An 18,337-nucleotide genomic window follows, 5' to 3' on the forward strand; every position below is an offset into this window, starting at 1 on the left:
ATCGCTGGTGTTACCCAGCGATCCTTGTGCCTGCTTCACCTAACAATGCTAAGTCTGCTTCTTCCAATGAGCAGATGATTGCCGTCTTTCCTTGCTTGGCAAACGCAATCGCTGCTTCCATTTTCGGCCCCATACTGCCTTCTGCAAAATGCCCCGCATCAAAATATGCTTGCGCTTCACTTACGGATAATCCCGTTAATTTTTCTTGCTCCGGTGTTCCGTAATTGATATAAACGTTGCTGACGTCGGTCAGCATCATAAATACATCGGCATCCACTTGTTCTGCCAATTTTTTCCCAGTTCGGTCTTTATCGATGACTGCTTCGATCCCTTTCAAGCCTTCCGCTTGTTTTACGACTGGAATCCCACCGCCGCCACCAGCGATCACGATGGTATTTTGATTCAATAAATGAACCATTGATTCCACGCCGTGGATCGTCACAGGTTGTGGGGATGGCACGACGCGACGGTACCCACGTCCAGCATCTTCTTCCATCACCCAATGTTTTTCCTCAGCCATTGTTTTTGCTTCTTCTTCTGAGTAGAACAAGCCGATCGGCTTCGTTGGCTTTTCAAACGCGGGATCATCCGCTGCCACTTCCACTTGAGTCAATAAGGTCACGACATTGCTGGTCAGTTCTTCTTGATCGATTTTATTTTTGATGCTTTGCTCCATCAAATAACCGATAAAGCCTTGTGACTCTGCATTGCAGACATCCAGTGGAAAAGGCGGCACGACTTCTTTGGCTTCTTCATTTTGTCGTAAAATATTGCCGACTTGCGGCCCATTGCCATGCGTCACAACGATTTGATGGTCAAGTTTCTCGATTTTAGCGATCTGTTCTGCACTTAACTGGATATTTGCAAGCTGTGTCTCTACGGTCGCTGGTTGATTCGGTTTTAAAATTGCATTGCCCCCTAGAGCGATGACCACTCGTTTTGCCATATGAATTCCTCATTTCTATTGTTTTGAAATTGATTGATACTGCGAGCAAACCCTGCCAAAAAGTCAGCCCCCGAGGTATGACCGATCGCTAGTATCTCTTTGATTACTTGGTAAAAAGCCGCTGAATCGGTACACCTGGTCAAGGATAACGCCGATTGATTGAATGCGCCTGTCAACGCATGCAGAAGATAATGTTTACTGACATCAGTCGTCAAATCATTGACTGTCAACAGCCTTCTTTGTAGATAAGCCACCAAGCGGGTATCTTCTTGCCCCATCACTCGGCGAGCCAGTAAATGACCAACTAGCATATCATCGCCTGTGGGGGTCAATCCGACACCCCGTCCGACTAAATAAGCGACTGCTTGCCGTTGTTCTTTAAATGAAGGCGTGCATAGCTGATCGATTGCGTCATAAAACGGATGATTGCTGCTGATGGTTTGTGAAACAGCTTCTTGAATCCCCGTCTTTTCCGTGACATGTTGGAGGGTTGACCAAAACAGTTCTCGATCAAATGGGACTGTGCCAGCTGGGAAGGTGGTTGTAAACATGGCTGCCTTTTGAAAAGACAGACGATGATGCGGAAAATGGATCACTCGTTGCTGAACCAAAAGAGTGGTACCAGCAAGCAAGTCGGTCGCCAACGCTGCATAATCGTCGGCAGCTAAAATCATCCCTTTGGGCACGCGAGCCGCTTGTTTGGAGACACAGATCAGCTGATCCTGACGAGGATCTTGCAGATTGAAATTATGCTGAAACACACTGTGAACGAGCCAGGTGCCATTGATAAATGCGGGTTCAAATAAAGCTTGGTCGATCCATTTTGCCTGTATCATCGCTAGGTTGCTCCTTTTCACGTTTTCAGACCCTGAGTTATTCTTCAAATCCTAATTTTTTTGCATAAGCCAAGACAGCTTTTTCAAAGCAATCCATTGGTGGTGTCACTGTCCCGGCCCCAATTTGTCCCCGTCCAGCTTGTTTGTTGGCGATCCCTGTATTGATCACCGGTAAGATCCCTGTTTCCACGACTTTCCGAGCATCGATCCCTAAACAGATCCCTTTGAAGTCCCATGTAGGAACGGGAAAATTCGGATTGGTATCAATGGAGATCTCTAACATCTCATTGCTGGTTTTCAACGCATCGTGAAATCCGCCGGAACCAACGAAGCGTGTCACAGCTGGGGCAGCAATCATCGCCATTCCCCCAACACCAAAGGTTTCCGTAATGGCACTGTCGCCCATATCTGGAGAGGCATCTTCTTCACTGAATCCTGAGAAATACAACCCTTTTGGTGTATTGACAGGACCGGTAAACCACTCGTCCCCCATACCAGAAATACGGATACCGAATTCATGCCCGTTGCGACACATTGCTGTCACAACCGTTCCTTCTTCAATCGTCCGGGCGCCATCAAGCACCGCTTTTGAAGAAGCCATCATGATATTCAAGAAAAACTGATCCGTGTCTGCTAGAAACTGAATGACTTCTGGTTTTTCTTTTTCAAATCCTTCAAGGGTAACGATCGCTGGTGCTACTTCTTTTAAGAACGCCAACGAAGCAGCGATATTCCGTTGATGGAACTCATCCCCCATGGCGATTGCTTTTGCGACTAAGACATTGATGTTCAAGCCATCGGGTTTTGTTTGTAGTGCAGCACTTAAAACTGGTGCTAACGTATTTTTCATCCAATGCAAGCGATCAATGACTTCTTGAGAATAGGCGCCAAAACGTAAAACTGCCCCAATCCCTTCGTTCATCGTACAGTACGCTCGGTTGCCGTCTGTTTTGTTTTCCACCACGAGAACCGGCATATTGGCAGAGGTGATGCCCCCCATTGGGCCAACCGCTTGCACGTGGTGACAAGGAATCAGTTGAACTTCCCCAGATGCTAATAAATGACGTACCTCTTCTTCCGTTTCGCCCCAGCCTTCAAAAAGTCCCGCTCCAACACAAGCGCCTTGAATCGGATCGATCATCTGGTCGTAGCGGATCGGTGGTCCTGCGTGCAATAGGACTTTTCCTTCACCTAATTCTGGAATGACACTGACTGCTGGAACGACATCCAACAAAAAAGGCGAACCGGCAACGATCTTGGCAATAACGGCTTGGTTTGCTTCTTCAATAGTTTCGTACACGATAACTTCCTCCTACTCTGATAGTGACACTTGTGCTAAGAAACGTAAGGCTTTTTGTAACGTTACGTTCCCACCAGCAATTGGCTGCCAGTCGTATTGAACGACTTGACCGTGATGCGTCTGGATCGCTTCTGCAAAGCTACGCAATCCTACATTGATGAACGCGTCATTCGACAACAATTCGCGGCTCTTTTCAGATGGCTCTGGCAACCCATCGGCAGTTGTCACTGCTTTTGGCAACAGCTTACGACTAATTGGGGAAAAGGGATGGCCGAGCATTGCTAAAGCTTTTTTGACTGCTTGGGCATTGCTTTGACACAAAATCACGCCAGCTGCGGTTAAAATCTCTGCTTGCTCGTTGCTATCTTGGGGGTCTAAATCAGTTCCAACGATCGTAGCGATCACCGCTAACTCCCGACCAGCTGCTTGTGCTTCTTCCTTCAATGATTTGATGGTCGGTGCCAATTCACTCGCCATATCTTGATGAGAGCCGTACCCTAAAACGATATCTAACAAAATCACTGCCGTTTCAGGATCTTCCCCCGCTTGTTTCAACAGTTCGATCCGCTTTGTTGGGTCGATCATCGGATGGGGCTTGCCTTGAGTATAAATGTCATCACCTAAATCGATGATCTCATGGCCAGCTGCTTTTAAGATGTACCCTTCCTGATGGGTATCTTCTTGTTCCAGATTTAATCCTGCTTTAACAAGCATCGCTGCTTCGTACGCCAATGTTCCGCCAGAATAGTAAGCTTTGATTTTTTGTTGTTCAGGTCCAAAAGTGGCAGCTGCTGTTTCCTCTTTCACTGGCTCTAGTCCAATCTGTTCTTGACGTAGCAGCTGCACGGCTAATTGAGCCGCTTCTTCCAGCGTGTAGGCTCGGTAAAGATTTTCTTCGTGGTCCGTTGGCTCTTCCCCAAGAAAAATCGTGACTGCAGGTTTTGTTCCTCTTCTTAAAAGTGCCAACACTTCATCTCGGACACGTGGTGCAGGTGGTTTGGAGATCACCACGATCACCTCCGTATCAGGATCGTGTTCCAAGGCAAGAATGCTATCTTTCATGGTTATCCCACCGACGGCTTCTTTGAGATCTCGTCCACCGGTTCCGATGGCTTGTGTCACACCGGCACCCAATTTATGAATAATAGTGGTGACTTCTTGGATACCAGTACCCGAAGCGCCGACAACACCGATTTTCCCTTTACGGACGGCATTGGTGAAGGCTACTGGTATCCCATTGAGAATCCCTGTGCCACAATCTGGTCCCATTAAAAGAAGTCCTTTTTCATGCGCCAGTTTCTTTAGCCGAACTTCCTCTTCCAATGAAACGTTATCACTGAAACAAAATACATGTTTGCCCGCTGCTAATGCGGTTTCAATTTCTGGTGCTGCCATAGTACCGGGAATCGATAAGACAGCGACCTTCGCATCTTTTCCAAGATCTAAGGCTTTTTCCCAAGTTTTGACGCTTTGGGTTTCCTCTCCTGCGCTATTGCTTTGGTCCGATAAGAAGGCATCGATTTCTGACAGGACTGTTTCGATGATTTCTTCCTCTTCGATGTCTAAAACGAGCACCATATCGTTGGATGTCGCATTGCTCATCTCCTCGGTATAAAGACCACCCGTCTTGAAAATGTCCTTATTGGCAGGTGTGCCCATCATGACCGAAGCGTTGTTGATCCCTTCGATCGTCAGTAGACGATTGGTCAAAAGCATTAAAACAATGGAATCTTGGTAATTGTTTTTTTGAATAATAGTGTGTAACATGGGTCTCCTCACTCTCCTGTTCCTGTCTGTGCAAAGGCATCTGACCCAGAATACTGGTCAAAATGAACCGTGTCGCTAATGAGATAGCGATAAATGTTCTTCTCGATGGGAATGCCTTCTGCCATATATTTTTCATAGGTTAGTTGATTGATCTCGCCTGGATAATAGACTTGCTGGAACTGTTCAGCAGCCGGTATGGCGTGCAGCTCTTCGATCATCGTTTCCACCGACTCTTTAAATGTGTCTAAATCTGTGAAGCGTTGCGGATCGATCAGCAAAATAAACTGCCCTAAGTCGCGACCTTTCGTCAGATCGTTGTACATAGAGGAAACATGCTTGCCAAAAGGCAGCCCTAGGAGCATTCCTGATAAGATATCCACCATCATCATCAACCCAAAGCCTTTTGGCCCTGAGATCGGCAGTAAGCCGTGGACATGATGTGGATTCGTCGTTGGCTTGCCATGAGCATCCACGGCCCATGTCGCAGGAATCTCTTTATTTTTGGAGCGAGCATCTAATATTTTGCCCCACGCTTGGACCGTCGTTGCCATGTCAAAGACCACCGGTGCCCCCTGTTTTCGTGGTGCGGCAAATGCGATTGGATTGGTACCAAAATAATTTTCTTTGCCGCCAAAAGGAACCACCATTGAATCTGATTGGCACATAGATAATGCAATCAAGTCAGCTTCTGCAGCTTTTTTGACATAGTAGGATAGCGCCCCACTATGACTCGTTTTCCGTACACCAACCGCCGCGATCCCAGAACGTTTGGCCATCTCAATGGCATGCTTTGTCGCTTCTAATACAACGACCTGCCCTGCGCCATTTTGACCGTGAACGATCCCGCTGCTAGGCCCAGTCTCTTCAAACGTGATCTGTGGAGTGCGATTCATTCCACCTTTAGCGATCCGCTCTGCGTAATAGTCTACCCGTACAGCCCCATGAGAGTGGATCCCGCTGGCATCGGCAAAGACCAAATGCTCTGCAACGATGGCTGCGTGCGCTTCAGACAAACCAGCAGCCGCTAATTTTTTTTGGATCAATTGCTGTAACTCTTGTGACTGTACAATAACCGTCTCTTCCATTTTCTAAACTCCTTTAAATTTCCGGATCGCGGTTGCAATCTTTGGAATAAATATAGGTCAATGGTTCATCACGACCGACACCATAGGCCGCTTGCTGTACATAGGCACTCATGAAAATATAGTCGCCTTTTTCCACTGGGAACCACTCATTATCTAAGTTATACATCCCTTTACCTGACAGTAAGTACGCCCCGTGTTCTTGGTAATGGGTCTCAATGTAGCCATGACTTGCCCCTGGTTCAAAGGAAAGGATATGGATATTCATGTCAAAACCCAACTCTTTCGGTAAGAAATCCCAAAGCAGGACGTCTTCCATCCCTTCGTATTGGATCGGTATCAACTCTGAAAGATTCCCCACTACTTTGTAGGCTTGGTGATTTTCTAACGGTTGGTAACGCTTCTTATATAAGAACACTTCTGTCGCTTCTTCTTGGAGATTTTTCATATACAGTTTTTCTCCAGCAGGCAGATAGATATAGCCTCCGTCCGTCAATGTATGGGTTTCTTTACCATCACTCACTTCCAGTTTGCCCGAGATGACATACAAGAAACTCTCGATCTCTGGTCCGCCGAAGCCCAATTGGTTGGCGCCCTCTTTTTTGAATGAAATGATGTAATCGACAAAAGACGCCCCTAATTTTGGTGTGCCGAGTATCGAACATTCACAGTTTTCGAATCCTGGAATGACATTATTCACTAACCCGTCATGCGGCAAGATCGCAAAATTATTTTTTCTAATGACTGCACGTGATTGCAGCAATCCATCTAAATAGCCCGTATTATTATTTTTGTATCCCATGTGTGTCCCTGCTTTCTATTCTTTGTATGCTAGCTCGTAAAGGGAAGCTGCTAAAACTTCTACCCCAGCTGTTAAATCTTCGATAGTTGTTGCTTCGGCTGGGTTGTGGCTAATCCCATCAATACTTGGTACAAACAGCATCGCCGTTGGAAAATGTGGTGCAATGATTTGGGAATCATGACCCGCCCCACTATGCATCACTTTGTAGCGTTTGCCGGTTTGCTTCACCGCTTGTTCCACCGTGGCAACGATCGTATCGTCCATCGGCACAGGGCGTTCATCCATCCATAGATCCATCTCCACTGTCAAGTCATGCTCTTGGGCGATCGCTTGAATGATCTGTTCTGCTTCAGCAGTAAAGGCATCCAATAGCTGCCCATCGGTATGGCGACAATCCATCGTAAACAACACTTCACCAGGAACCACGTTGACCGTATTCGGTTTTGGCTCAACTTTACCGAATGTCACTACTAATGGATCTCCAAGCTCTAAGCCACGATCGATCACTGCGGCACACATTTTGGCAAAACCATACACAGCATCTTGGCGATAGCCCATCGGTGTGGTGCCTGCATGATTGGCTTGTCCTTTTAAAACAAAGGTGTAGCGCTTTTGACCAGCGATACTATTGACGACACCGATCTGCAAATTTTCTTTTTCTAAAACACTGCCTTGTTCGATATGGATTTCCACGAAGGCTTTGATGTCTGATCGAACCGGTTCTTGTGGGTCGCGAAAGTCAAAGCCTTGGCGTTGCATCTCTGCCACGAAGCTGTTGCCTTCAAAATCTGCGATCGCTTCAACATCGGCTTTTTGGGCTTCTCCGACAAAGTTTTTGCTTCCCCAAAAAACGGTTGGAAAACGACTGCCTTCTTCTTCTGCCATTGAGATGACTTCCAAGGAGCGTAAAGGTTGTCCATAGGTCTCTTTTAAATACTTGATCGCTAAAGCAGCAGCAACGACCCCGTATTGTCCATCCAATGTGCCACCGTTGACGACGGTATCGATATGTGACCCTGAAAGAATCGTTTCTTCTGGATACTGGCTGCCTTCCATTCTGCCGAAGAGATTGCCGACTGCATCATAGGACGTCGTTAAGCCAGTTTCTTTTAATTGTTTTTCTACAAATGATTGCGCTTCTTTCCATGAATCGGTATAAAGCAGTCTAGTCATTCCTCCAGTTGGATCACTCCCAATCTGAGATAATGCATCGATCATTGCCGCTACTTCTTTTTTCAACTCCATTGTTCTGCCTCCTTTGATTTATACGGTTATTGTAAGCGTGTTACTGAAGGACATCATTGTTCACTTTCGACAAAACCGTTTCTATTTTTAGTCATAACGCTGTTTTCTAAACCGCTTCCTTCTCCTATACTCTTCCTTATACTATCGAAGAAGAGAAAGGAAGAAAACAATGGTTTATCCTAAAAATGCCTTTGCGCAAACAGAAAAAATCCAATTTGACACCTACGGCACTTTGCCGTTAGAAGTGACGATCCTAAAAGCAGCGCAGCCTCGGATCAGCCTTTTGTATTTTCATGGTGGTGGCTTCCTCTATGGTCAGCGAGAAGACCTTCCGCAGGATTATGTCCACCAATTGCTGGCTGCCGGTGTTAGCCTTTATCTCTTTGATTATCCACTGGCTCCCGAAGTAGCGCTGAACGACATTTACCTTCATACAAAAAAGGCAGTGGAATGGTTTTTGACAGAGGGCTGGCACTTCAGCGGCGTTGGTGCAAATGAGTACATTCTATTCGGTCGCTCCGCCGGCGGTTTTTTAGCGACCTTACTGACCGCACGCACAAAGCATCCGGAGCAAAAAGGCTTGATCCGATTTTACGGATACCAAGAGTTGTTTTATAAAGAATTTTTGCAGCCGGCACGCTTTTACACGCAATTTCCGAAAGTCCCGCCACTCGACGCCGAAGCTATGATCGAAAGCCAACCAATCACCCACGGCACGTTAGAAAAACGATTCCCTTTGTACCTTTCCGCCCGTCAATATGGCAACTGGCAGCGTTATTTAGGCAATCGGGAACAGCTGGCAGCCTTGGCGATTCCTGCTGCCGCTTACAAAGACTTTCCTCCTTGCTTTGTCGTTCATTGCAAAAAAGATCCAGACGTTCCCTTCAGCGCCTCCGAAGCTTTCGCTGCACAAGTCCCCCGTGCCAAAACACTTTGGCTCGACTTAGAACAGCATGACTTTGATCGGACACCAAATGCGATCGCTGATGACTGCTATCGAGAGATGATTTCATGGCTCCTTTTAACAATAGAGAAAAATTAAGCGCAGATTTGGCCATGCTTCTTTAGTAAACAAAAACAGGCGATCTTCAAAGGAATGTTCCCTCTAAAGATCGCCTGTTTTTTGATTATAGTGAGTTGAAGGTATTCACGACATTCTCAACACTGAAGCCGAATTCCGCTAAGACTTTGTCACCAGGTGCGGATGCACCGAAATGATCGATCGCGATCACTTTTCCATGACAGCCAGTGTAACGTTCCCAACCAAATGGGGAAGCCGCTTCGATCGCTACCCGTTTCTTCACTGCTTTCGGCAAGACGCTTTCTTTGTATTCTGAGCTTTGCGCTTCAAACAGATCAAAGCTTGGTAAGGAGACCACCGATACATCGATGCCTTCTTCTGCCAATTTAGCTTGTGCTTGAACCGCAAGATTCACTTCAGAACCTGTGGCGATCAAAATCCCCGCTGGTGTTTCACCGGCTTGTTTTGAAATCACGTAGCCGCCTTTTGCGACATTTTCATCCGCACCAGTTTGCGTGCCTTCGATCACTGGTAGGTTTTGTCGGCTTAAGACTAAGACCGTTGGTTTATCCGTTGTTGTCAGGGCCAGTTTCCAAGCAGCACGGGTTTCGTTGCCGTCTGCTGGACGAATCACTTGGACATTTGGCATGCAACGGACGCTAGCTAATTGCTCGATCGGCTCGTGGGTCGGTCCATCTTCCCCAACCGCCACGGAGTCATGTGTCAAGACATAGATCACAGGTGCATGCTGGATCGCAGACAAGCGCACCGCTGGACGCAAGTAATCAACGAAGACGAAGAAGGTCCCGCCATAGATTCGCGTACCGCCATGCAATTGGATGCCGTTCATGGCTGCCGCCATCGCAAATTCTCGGACACCAAACCAAATGTTGCGGCCTTCGTATTGGCCAGGTTCAAAGTCTTTTTCTGCTGCCACCATCGTGTTGTTGGAACCAGAAAGGTCAGCCGATCCGCCCCAGAGACTAGGGACGGCTTTGGATAAGGCTTGGATCATCTCTTTGCTGGATACCCGGCTAGCTTGTGAGCTGCCAACTTCGTAGCTTGGTAATGCTGCATCCCAATCTGCTGGCAATTCACCCGCAAAGGCTTGTTTGAATTGCGCCGCAAGTTCTGGGTAGGCTGCTTCATAGGCACGGAAGGTTTCGTTCCAAGCTGCTTCAGCTTTTTGTCCTTCATCGATCATGGTTTCTTTGAAGCGCGCGGCAACTTCGTCAGGTACGGTAAATTCTGGGTATTCCCAGCCATAAATCGCTTTGGCTGCTGAAATGCCTTCGGCACCGATCGGCGCACCATGAACTGCAGAGGTGCCTTGATTTGGCGCACCGTATCCGATCACAGTCTTGATTTCGATCAAGGTTGGTTTGTCGCTTTCAGCTTTTGCTTCGTCGATCGCTTTCGAGATCGCTTCTAAATCATTGCCGTCTTCAACGAGAATGTGTTGCCAGCCATACGCCTCAAAACGCGCACCGACATTTTCTGTAAAGGCTTTTGAGGTCGGACCATCTAGGGAAATGTCGTTTGAATCGTACAAGACGATCAGTTTATCTAATTTCATGTGACCCGCCATGGATGCAGCTTCTTGCGAAACACCTTCCATCAAATCCCCATCGCCACATAAGGCATAGGTATAGTGATCGATGACTTGATACTTGTCGCGATTGTAGGTTGCAGCCAAGTGGGCTTCGGCCATTGCCATACCGACTGCCATAGCGATCCCTTGTCCTAAAGGTCCAGTGGTTGCTTCCACGCCGTCTGTGTGATCGACTTCTGGATGTCCTGGTGTGCGGCTATCCCATTGACGGAAGTTTTTTAGATCCTCAATGGTCACATCGTAACCAGACACATGCAACAAGCTGTACAATAGCGCCGAACCGTGTCCAGCAGACAAAACAAAGCGGTCACGATCCACCCAGTTGCGAGAAGTCGTTGGATTGACTTTCAAGTGTTTGGTCCACAAGGCATAGGCCATGGGTGCTGCCCCCATCGGTAATCCCGGATGTCCTGAATTGGCTTTTTGTACGGCTTCGATACTTAATGTACGAAGGGTGTTCACTCCTAATTGATCGATTTTATCAAATAATTTTTTCAATTAAATTGCCTCCTTCACTTTCTTCAGCCAGCATGTTTCTATTCACTGCCTTTTCACAATAGAAAAGAACCAGACACCCAAAGTTTACAGGCTAGGAGGCATCTAATGCTCCTCTTTTTAACAGTCCGCAACTTGAGTCGTCCGGTTCTTTTGCTTTCGGCTTTGCTTAGCTACTCAAAACTTTTCCAGTCATTTCTTGATAATCTGCGACCATGATCGACCATGCTTTGGCAATGTCGTCATCTAAACCAAACAATCCACTGCGTCCGACAATATAGATGTCTGGATTGGCTTCATCAATCCGTTTGAAGGATTTCCGATTGGAGGAACCGTCCATTTCAATGACATAGTGATAGTCATATTCTTCCCGTAATGCCCGCAGTTCAACAATTTTATCTAACGCCCCTTCAATAAAGCGTTGGCCAGCAAACCCTGGATCAACCGTCATGATCGTGACTTTATCCAAACGATCAATATAAGGCAAAATGACCGATACTGGCGTTTCAGGATTTAAGACGATCCCGGCTTTTAATCCAGCATCATGGATTTGATCGATCAGACGAAATGCTAACCCATCCAAAACTTCAGCGTGCATACAAATCCATTCACAGTTGATATCGATCAGCTGCTGCACCCAAAAGGCAGGTTCAGTGACCATCAAATGAGCGGACAAAGGCAAAGTACTGATTTTGCGGACCTCTTGAATAAACCATGGGGATAGGGAAATATTGGGTACGTAATGACCATCCATAATATCAATATGATAGGAGTCCACTTGGTCATTCAAAAAAGTGATTTGTTCTTTAAATTTATCTAGATCCATCGTCATCAATGACGGTGAAAATTCAACTTTGTTCATAGACTTATCCTTTCTCCTCAATCAGTCTTCTACTGAGAGGAACGATTCTTCTTCCAATTGAATCGCTTTTCTTAGAAAATTTGAATATCATCTAAATCGATTTCTTCTTCTTCCACTTCTGCTTGTGCGACTACTTGTTCTTCAGTGACATTTTTCTTAATCAAAGCCAAGGTGATCCCAGTCACTACTATATTTACCAGCAAAGCTACTGCCCCAGCCCACGGACGAGTCATGGTCGGCAGCATCAGCACACCACCAAACGGTACCGTTGCATCTGCCCCTAAGACCATTGAAACAGCCCCGCCAGCAGCGCCGCCAATAGCTGTTGCGATCAGCCCTCGGACGATATCGTTCATAACGATTGGGATCACCCCTTCAACGATATTGATCACACCCATTGGTACGGCAGATTTTAACGTTTCCACTTCTACAGGCGTATAGATGTTTTTGCCGAACAGTTTTGCAATAAAGAATGCTAAACCAAAGCCGATCGGTGTTGCAGTATTGACTAATTGCAGTGCAGTGATCGGTCCATTGATCCCTTCTGCTTGCATCGTCAGAACAAAAGCAAAGACCGTTTTATTGATTGGTCCACCATAATCAACGCCGCTCAACAAGCCGATGACGGCACCAAAAACCAATAATGAAGAGGAGCCTAAGCTATTTAGTGCGTTCGTCAGTAAGTTCGTAAAGGCAGTGATCGGTGTACCGATAATATAGACCATGATCAGACCACCGATCAAAGAGGTCAAAAAGGGAATGATCAATGTCGGCATCAAGCCTTTCGCCCAATTTGGTACTTTAATAAATCGTAAAATAGCAATTACTAGATATCCAGCTAAGTAGCCGCCCAAGATTCCTCCAATAAAACCTGCACCAATGGCATTGGCTGTCAAACCAATAATAAACCCTGGCGCGATCCCCGGTTTTTCGGCAATCGCATAAGAAATTCCTGTCGCAATGACCACCGGAAGCAACCCGAGTCCTGCGCCTCCCATCGTAGCTAAAGCATCCCAAATCGTAAATTCACCTGGCACCAGTTGTCCCTGACTGGTGCCGCCGAAAGCCATGCCAATGGCAATCAAGAATCCGGCACCGCAGACGATCGGAATCAAATAGGAGATGGCTGTCAACAAATGTCCTTTTAAATTCAATGCTTTGATTTTTTCCATAGTTTCCTTCCTCCTTCGGTTTGCTTAGACCGCCTGCTGTTGAACGACCTCTTTGGCTTTTTCCAACAATTTGCTTGGGGACTTGATGGCAACTTCGGTCGGCACTTGAATGATCCGTTTCCCTTCAAATCGTTCACGTCCTGCTACTTTGACGTCAACTGCTAAAATCACGACATCTGCAGCCGCAATCGCTTCAGGTGACAATTCATTTTCACGGCCGATCGTTCCTTGTGTTTCCACATGGATCTCGTAACCTGCCTTTTTTGCCGCATTTTCTAACTTTTCTTGCGCAATATAAGTGTGAGCGATCCCTACTGTACATGCACATACTCCGACGATTTTCATAATAATTCCTCCTTAAATTTTCTGTTATCCTTGAAATGCTTCAATCACTTGCTGCGGCTCTTTTGCTTTCAACAAGGCAGCCGTCACCTCGTCATTTCCTAATTTCCGAGCGAACAAAGAAAGCAGTTTCAAATGCTTTTGCGCCCCTTCCGTGTCATCACCGACGGCAAATAAGATAATTCCTTTCACTCCCTTGCCATCCAACGTTTCCCAAGGGATCTCTTGTTTTAAAACCCCGATTGCTACGCCGATCTCCTTCACATGAGCACTTTTTCCATGGGGAATGGCAATGTAATTGCCAATCCCTGTTTGACCGACTGCTTCCCGCTCATAGACATCTTTTAAAAATGCTGCCTGATCCGTCAAGTACTCATTGGTATATAAAAGCTGACTCAATTGCTGCAGGGCTTCTTCTTTAGAAGCGGCCTCCATGTTGGTTTTGATTATTTTTGGATCAATCACTGTTGAAATATCCATTCGTTTTCCTCCTCTAGTTGAGTACCTCTTGCCTTACTGAATTGACCATTCATTCCTATCAGCCGCATTGGTTGAGAAGGAAGGCTTCGATTTCTTCTTTTGATTTTTCTGCAATGAATTGCAGATTTTCTTCATAGGCGAAACATTTCATTAAGCGGATGACTGCTTGTTTCACCGCGGTTGTTTCGTTAGTCTTCATCAGGATCGCAAAAATCGTTTTTGCTTGCAGCGTTTCCTGCCAAAGGACTTCTTCACCTCTGACGAGGACGATTCCGCTTTTTTTCACCACAGCACTTTCAATGTGCGGTAGCGCAAAATCTTCAGCAATCATCGTATTGCCGCTCGCTTCTCGGGCTTGCAGTGCTTCAAATAGCAAGGTTTTGCTCTCCGTCAGCCCGATTGTTTGGCTAACAGCTGCAATCTTCCTTAAAACATCGACTTTCGTCTCTCCAGCCTCTGTTGAAACTAAAGTAAGGGACAAAGGGAATTTAGTCATTTCTCACCCTCCCAATCATCGCTTCAAGGCGTTTTTGGTCTTCCATCGTCAGCATGGCGCTCACGATCACGACCGGAATTGGACTGTCGATCGTTAATTGAACGGTTGAGATGATCATCTCCGTATCCGGGTGCTGCTTTAAAGCCGCTACCACATCACGAGAAGGTAGGACAGCCGTGATTGCCAACTCACGAAATTTCTTATGCACTTTTACTTTTAATAATTCGGAGGTCCCGATTCCCGTAGTACAGACGATCATGACCTTGAGTTGTTGAGGATGTTCTTCGATCGCTTGAGCAAAGTAAAGGGTGACAAAGCCGATTTCATCTTCTGTGAGCGCTGGCAAATCGTACACTTGGCAGATTTCTCTTGCAGTCTCTTCGGTAGCAAAAAACAAATCTGTGTATTCTAATTTGATTTGCTCCAAAAGATTGTTTTTGACTTCGATCCCATGTCGCAACCGATTGATCATTGGTTTGATATGGCGAGCCAATTTACCGAATAACTCCTCGTCTTCAAATGACCGCTGCAGCTGAGTGCTCATTTTTTCTATAAATGCATTAGAAATTAGTTTTACTTGTTCTGACAGATCCTCTAATTCATCCGTGGCCTTTTGCATCCGTGAGGAGACGAGGTATTGATACATATAATAGCTTTCGTTTTCCGGTAATTTCGTATGCAAGTATTGTTCGCTATTGCCAATGATCTCTTTGGCGATGGTGGCTAATTCTGGGTTTTCTTGCATTTGCAGTTTCTCTTTCTCATCTAAAATATCCTCGTTAAACGAATTCCCTACTTTGCGAAACCGCCGCAATAAGATATACAGGTGAGAAAAAAGATTGATGTTGTATGGATGAGGAATTACTAAGCCTAGGTGATTTTCAATCAAATTCAGCTGTCGCAAAACAAACTCCGCATCATAACGGTTGAACGCCTCATTCGTCACATGCAGATCATCCAAGCGGATATTGCGGGTTTGCTGGATATACTCCTGCAATGCTCGACGGATATTTTTTTCTGCACCGTTCACCCCGATCATTTTATTTTTGCGGGAAACCGTCAGCTCAAAACGCTGCAAAGCTTCAGAAATTAATTTCTCATCACTGTTGATGACCGTTTCACTCACATAAAAAGGCTGATACAGGGAAAAAATATTCTTTCTTTTTGGGGAAATAAGCAATAGCTCCTCCATCACCTTGTTCCGGCGTTCCACTGGTGTCAGCGCATTCGGCATTTCCGCTTTCTGACTCTGGGACTTTTCTTGATGATGGAAACTTAAGCGGTAGCCTTTCCCTTTTTCTGAGAGAATCACATAGTCAATCGCGGCATCCTCATTGATTGCTTTTACGATGCGATAAATCGACTTTGTAGAAAGTCGAAGCGCTGCGGATAGTTCATCGGCCGTGACAAATTCTCTCGTATTGGAAAGAATATGGATGATTTTTCTCTTTCGTTGTTCCATAACAGTCATGTAACCGTTCTCCTTTCTACACACTTATCATAGCACTAGGAAATGTAAGCGTTCTATCATTCTTTGTCCCCTTCATGGGACAAAGATGATCAATAATAAGAATTACAATACAACGTTAAGGACAAAAAAAACAGCCATTTTTCAAAATGGCTGTAACAAAGTCAGTGTTATCATCAATGTTCATTATTCAACTGTTGGAATAAGAAAAGCTGCTAGTTCCCATGAAACGAGAAGGAAAACGCCGTTTATCGAAACCCTTCAACCGTCGTTAAGGAGCAATCCAGGTTTGAGCGCCTATACAGCAAGCGAAATAAGCACGCTCATTGAAAGGAACGATTTGAGCTTTTACATCAACGAACGATAAAGCTCAATAATCTCTTCTAAAGTCGTATCCCGCGGGTTGCCTGGTGTGCAGACATCATTCAAGGCATCTTTGGCGATGGCTGGGATATCTTCTTCTTTGACGCCTAATTCAGAAATGGTCGCTGGAATACCCACATCTGTGCTTAACTGATCGATTGCTTGGCAAGCAGCATCTCGGACGTCTTCAAGTGACATCGTTTCTGCCCCTTCAATGCCTAAAACGATCGCGATCTCACGGTATTTTTCACCCGTAAAGTCTTTGTTGTATTTCATGATGGTTGGCAACAAAGACGCGCACGCTACTCCGTGAGGAATGTTGTACCAAGCGGACAATGGATGTGCCATGCCGTGGACTAAGCCCAAGCCGACGTTTGAAAAGCCCATACCGGCAATGTATTGCCCTAGTGCCATCGCTTCTCGTCCTGCTTGATCGCCATTCACGGAATCTCTCAATGAGCGCCCGATGATCTCGATTGCTTTGATGTGCAGCATGTCAGTCATTTCCCAAGCGCCTTTGGTGATGAAGCCTTCGATGGCGTGGGTCATGGCATCCATTCCCGTTGCGGCTGCCAAGCTCTTCGGCATCCCCATCATCATATCGCTGTCCACAAAGGCTACTAGAGGAATATCGTGAGGATCTACACAAACGAATTTCCGATGATTTTCTTCATCTGTAATCACATAGTTGATCGTTACCTCGGCTGCAGTCCCAGAAGTTGTCGGTACCGCTAAAATCGGCAAGCATGGATGTTTCGTGTCTGCCACGCCTTCCAAACTAATCACATCGGAAAATTCAGGATTCGTAGCAATAATCGCAATCGCTTTTGCCGTATCGATCGGTGAACCACCGCCAATCGCAATGATACAATCAGCTTGGGCTTCTTTGACAAACGCTAAGCCGTCTTTGACATTTTGGATCGTTGGGTTGGGCACGATCCCATCATATAACGCATAGTCGACACCTGCTTCATCCAATAATTTCGTCACTTTGGTTGCTACTTCAAATTTCACCAAATCTTTGTCGGTGATCACTGCCGCTTTTTTGAACCCTCGTGCCTTGAATTCTGTCGGTACGTTCTCGATCGCTCCTTTTCCAAAATACGATGTTTCATTCAAAATCATTCTATTCGCCATTCTTCCTACCTCCATTTGTTTGTTTATTCACAATATAGTTTAAATAGAAAAGACTGAAAGCCTTTTCTATTCTTCTACCATTACTTATACCTCAAGATAGCCTGCTCGGGGAGTGACTTTGAAAGCGTCAGCCAATTTTTTCAGATTTTCATCTGTAATGGTTTGTAAGATTGGGCCTTGCGCTTTAACATAGGTGTACACTTCCGCAGCTTTCTCTGCCGTTTCAATCAAGCCAAAGACTTCGTCCATATCTTTGCCAGCACCGTAGATGCCATGTTGTGGCCAAAGAACCAAACGGGTTTCTTTCATTTTAGCAGCCGTTGCTTCGCCGATTTCATTCGTTCCTGGGACCATCCAAGGAATGATGGAAACGCCTTCTGGGAAGACAACCAAGCACTCCGTACACATTTGCCACAAGGTCCGCGTGAAACTGCGTTCATCCAACTCATGGGTAAAACTCATGGCCAAAAGATGCGATGCGTGGTTATGCATGATGATTCGGTTTTCTGGATCGACCGACAAGCGAGCGATATGACTCATGAAATGACTTGGCAATTCACTCGTTGGCACTGCACCATTTTCCAAGCCCCAAAGCAATTCCAATGTTTGCCCATCTTCTTTGACCCGAATCACACCAAGGTTTTCCGCTGGATGTGCCGCTACATTTTTAAAGTATTTTCCTGAACCTGTCACAATAAAGTACTTGCCGGCTAGTGCCGTAGCATCAAAAATCATGGAAATTTCCCGCAAGACGCTTTGCGGATCGATGAAAGGCAAGATCTCTTCTTCTGTTAATAAGTAAGAAATATTGCCACCGTTGCGCTCATCCCACCCTAAACGGTAAAGATTTGTTGTCGTTTCCATCATTTCTTGTACAAAATTCGCTTGTAAAATATCAATCTTTTTCATCG

General features: G+C 45.9%; 17 protein-coding genes. 1 reads left to right on the forward strand and 16 read right to left on the reverse strand.

Translation table 11 applies throughout. The features are described 5' to 3' along the window. Positions 1 to 10: 10 nt before the first annotated feature. From arcC to allC, 7 genes are read right to left on the reverse strand one after another with little or no spacing between them, the layout of a single operon-like run. Complete coding sequence (gene arcC / locus IGJ74_RS13295; protein ID WP_008379225.1) at positions 11 to 946, reverse strand: carbamate kinase; 936 nt, start codon at positions 944 to 946, stop codon at positions 11 to 13. Beyond that, positions 919 to 1,782, reverse strand: coding sequence for a DUF2877 domain-containing protein (locus IGJ74_RS13300; RefSeq protein ID WP_218193375.1), 864 nt, complete (start codon positions 1,780 to 1,782; stop codon positions 919 to 921). Before IGJ74_RS13300 ends, arcC begins: the two co-directional genes overlap by 28 nt. A 37-nt stretch (positions 1,783 to 1,819) precedes the next feature. Next, a complete protein-coding gene (locus tag IGJ74_RS13305; protein ID WP_005234461.1) occupies positions 1,820 to 3,082 on the reverse strand; it encodes a DUF1116 domain-containing protein in 1,263 nt (420 codons plus the stop codon). 12 nt (positions 3,083 to 3,094) lie between these two features. After that, complete coding sequence (gene fdrA / locus IGJ74_RS13310) at positions 3,095 to 4,849, reverse strand: acyl-CoA synthetase FdrA (RefSeq protein ID WP_008379230.1); 1,755 nt, start codon at positions 4,847 to 4,849, stop codon at positions 3,095 to 3,097. An 8-nt stretch (positions 4,850 to 4,857) separates the two neighbouring features. Then, complete coding sequence (allD, locus tag IGJ74_RS13315) at positions 4,858 to 5,934, reverse strand: ureidoglycolate dehydrogenase (protein WP_086297686.1); 1,077 nt, start codon at positions 5,932 to 5,934, stop codon at positions 4,858 to 4,860. Between the two features lie 13 nt (positions 5,935 to 5,947). Further along, positions 5,948 to 6,733, reverse strand: a complete 786-nt coding sequence (gene allE, locus IGJ74_RS13320; RefSeq protein ID WP_142437533.1) for a (S)-ureidoglycine aminohydrolase — start codon at positions 6,731 to 6,733, stop codon at positions 5,948 to 5,950. Positions 6,734 to 6,748: 15 nt separating this feature from the next. Continuing rightward, a complete protein-coding gene (gene allC, locus IGJ74_RS13325; RefSeq protein ID WP_218193376.1) occupies positions 6,749 to 7,978 on the reverse strand; it encodes an allantoate deiminase in 1,230 nt (409 codons plus the stop codon). A 169-nt stretch (positions 7,979 to 8,147) separates the two neighbouring features. Here allC and IGJ74_RS13330 point away from each other — a divergent pair, with 169 nt between their 5' ends. Next, positions 8,148 to 9,020, forward strand: coding sequence for an alpha/beta hydrolase (locus IGJ74_RS13330; RefSeq protein WP_016613703.1), 873 nt, complete (start codon positions 8,148 to 8,150; stop codon positions 9,018 to 9,020). An 85-nt stretch (positions 9,021 to 9,105) separates the two neighbouring features. On the opposite strand, the gene tkt is transcribed toward IGJ74_RS13330, so the two are convergent. The 9 genes from tkt to rhaD form a co-directional block, all read right to left on the reverse strand. Beyond that, entirely contained in the window at positions 9,106 to 11,109 is a 2,004-nt protein-coding gene (tkt, locus tag IGJ74_RS13335) for a transketolase (protein ID WP_430608507.1), read from the reverse strand. Positions 11,110 to 11,275: 166 nt separating this feature from the next. Next, complete coding sequence (alsE, locus tag IGJ74_RS13340) at positions 11,276 to 11,968, reverse strand: D-allulose 6-phosphate 3-epimerase (protein ID WP_087665009.1); 693 nt, start codon at positions 11,966 to 11,968, stop codon at positions 11,276 to 11,278. A gap of 71 nt (positions 11,969 to 12,039) precedes the next feature. After that, positions 12,040 to 13,140, reverse strand: a complete 1,101-nt coding sequence (locus tag IGJ74_RS13345) for a PTS fructose transporter subunit IIC (protein ID WP_087665010.1) — start codon at positions 13,138 to 13,140, stop codon at positions 12,040 to 12,042. 24 nt (positions 13,141 to 13,164) lie between these two features. Continuing rightward, the gene (locus tag IGJ74_RS13350) at positions 13,165 to 13,485 is read right to left on the reverse strand and encodes a PTS fructose transporter subunit IIB (RefSeq protein WP_008380953.1); all 321 of its coding nucleotides are present in this window, start codon (positions 13,483 to 13,485) and stop codon (positions 13,165 to 13,167) included. Positions 13,486 to 13,509: 24 nt separating this feature from the next. Further along, entirely contained in the window at positions 13,510 to 13,962 is a 453-nt protein-coding gene (locus IGJ74_RS13355) for a PTS sugar transporter subunit IIA (protein WP_016612612.1), read from the reverse strand. 58 nt (positions 13,963 to 14,020) lie between these two features. Beyond that, positions 14,021 to 14,458: a PTS sugar transporter subunit IIA gene (locus IGJ74_RS13360; protein ID WP_087665011.1), complete on the reverse strand. Its 438-nt coding sequence runs from the start codon at positions 14,456 to 14,458 to the stop codon at positions 14,021 to 14,023. Continuing rightward, entirely contained in the window at positions 14,451 to 15,929 is a 1,479-nt protein-coding gene (locus tag IGJ74_RS13365; protein WP_087665012.1) for a BglG family transcription antiterminator, read from the reverse strand. Before IGJ74_RS13365 ends, IGJ74_RS13360 begins: the two co-directional genes overlap by 8 nt. 345 nt (positions 15,930 to 16,274) lie before the next feature. Next, the gene (gene fucO / locus IGJ74_RS13370; protein WP_034872046.1) at positions 16,275 to 17,426 is read right to left on the reverse strand and encodes a lactaldehyde reductase; all 1,152 of its coding nucleotides are present in this window, start codon (positions 17,424 to 17,426) and stop codon (positions 16,275 to 16,277) included. 84 nt (positions 17,427 to 17,510) lie between these two features. After that, on the reverse strand, positions 17,511 to 18,335 hold the full coding sequence (gene rhaD / locus IGJ74_RS13375) for a rhamnulose-1-phosphate aldolase (RefSeq protein ID WP_087665013.1): 825 nt from the start codon (positions 18,333 to 18,335) through the stop codon (positions 17,511 to 17,513). Positions 18,336 to 18,337: the final 2 nt, after the last annotated feature.

The sequence above is a fragment of the Enterococcus sp. AZ009 genome (assembly GCF_050548785.1).
Lineage (GTDB): Bacteria > Bacillota > Bacilli > Lactobacillales > Enterococcaceae > Enterococcus_D > Enterococcus_D entomosocium.

Bases quoted from the DNA above. Each gene is read 5' to 3' on its own strand.
- rhaD (WP_087665013.1), bottom strand. From the start codon at position 18,335: ATGAAAAAGATTGATATTTTACAAGCGAATTTTGTACAAGAAATGATG.
- allD (WP_086297686.1), bottom strand. From the start codon at position 5,934: ATGGAAGAGACGGTTATTGTACAGTCACAAGAGTTACAGCAATTGATC.
- arcC (WP_008379225.1), bottom strand. From the start codon at position 946: ATGGCAAAACGAGTGGTCATCGCTCTAGGGGGCAATGCAATTTTAAAA.
- IGJ74_RS13355 (WP_016612612.1), bottom strand. From the start codon at position 13,962: ATGGATATTTCAACAGTGATTGATCCAAAAATAATCAAAACCAACATG.
- fucO (WP_034872046.1), bottom strand. From the start codon at position 17,426: ATGGCGAATAGAATGATTTTGAATGAAACATCGTATTTTGGAAAAGGA.
- allC (WP_218193376.1), bottom strand. From the start codon at position 7,978: ATGGAGTTGAAAAAAGAAGTAGCGGCAATGATCGATGCATTATCTCAG.
- fdrA (WP_008379230.1), bottom strand. From the start codon at position 4,849: ATGTTACACACTATTATTCAAAAAAACAATTACCAAGATTCCATTGTT.
- IGJ74_RS13360 (WP_087665011.1), bottom strand. From the start codon at position 14,458: ATGACTAAATTCCCTTTGTCCCTTACTTTAGTTTCAACAGAGGCTGGA.
- IGJ74_RS13345 (WP_087665010.1), bottom strand. From the start codon at position 13,140: ATGGAAAAAATCAAAGCATTGAATTTAAAAGGACATTTGTTGACAGCC.
- allE (WP_142437533.1), bottom strand. From the start codon at position 6,733: ATGGGATACAAAAATAATAATACGGGCTATTTAGATGGATTGCTGCAA.
- IGJ74_RS13350 (WP_008380953.1), bottom strand. From the start codon at position 13,485: ATGAAAATCGTCGGAGTATGTGCATGTACAGTAGGGATCGCTCACACT.
- IGJ74_RS13330 (WP_016613703.1), top strand. From the start codon at position 8,148: ATGGTTTATCCTAAAAATGCCTTTGCGCAAACAGAAAAAATCCAATTT.
- alsE (WP_087665009.1), bottom strand. From the start codon at position 11,968: ATGAACAAAGTTGAATTTTCACCGTCATTGATGACGATGGATCTAGAT.
- IGJ74_RS13300 (WP_218193375.1), bottom strand. From the start codon at position 1,782: ATGATACAGGCAAAATGGATCGACCAAGCTTTATTTGAACCCGCATTT.
- IGJ74_RS13365 (WP_087665012.1), bottom strand. From the start codon at position 15,929: ATGACTGTTATGGAACAACGAAAGAGAAAAATCATCCATATTCTTTCC.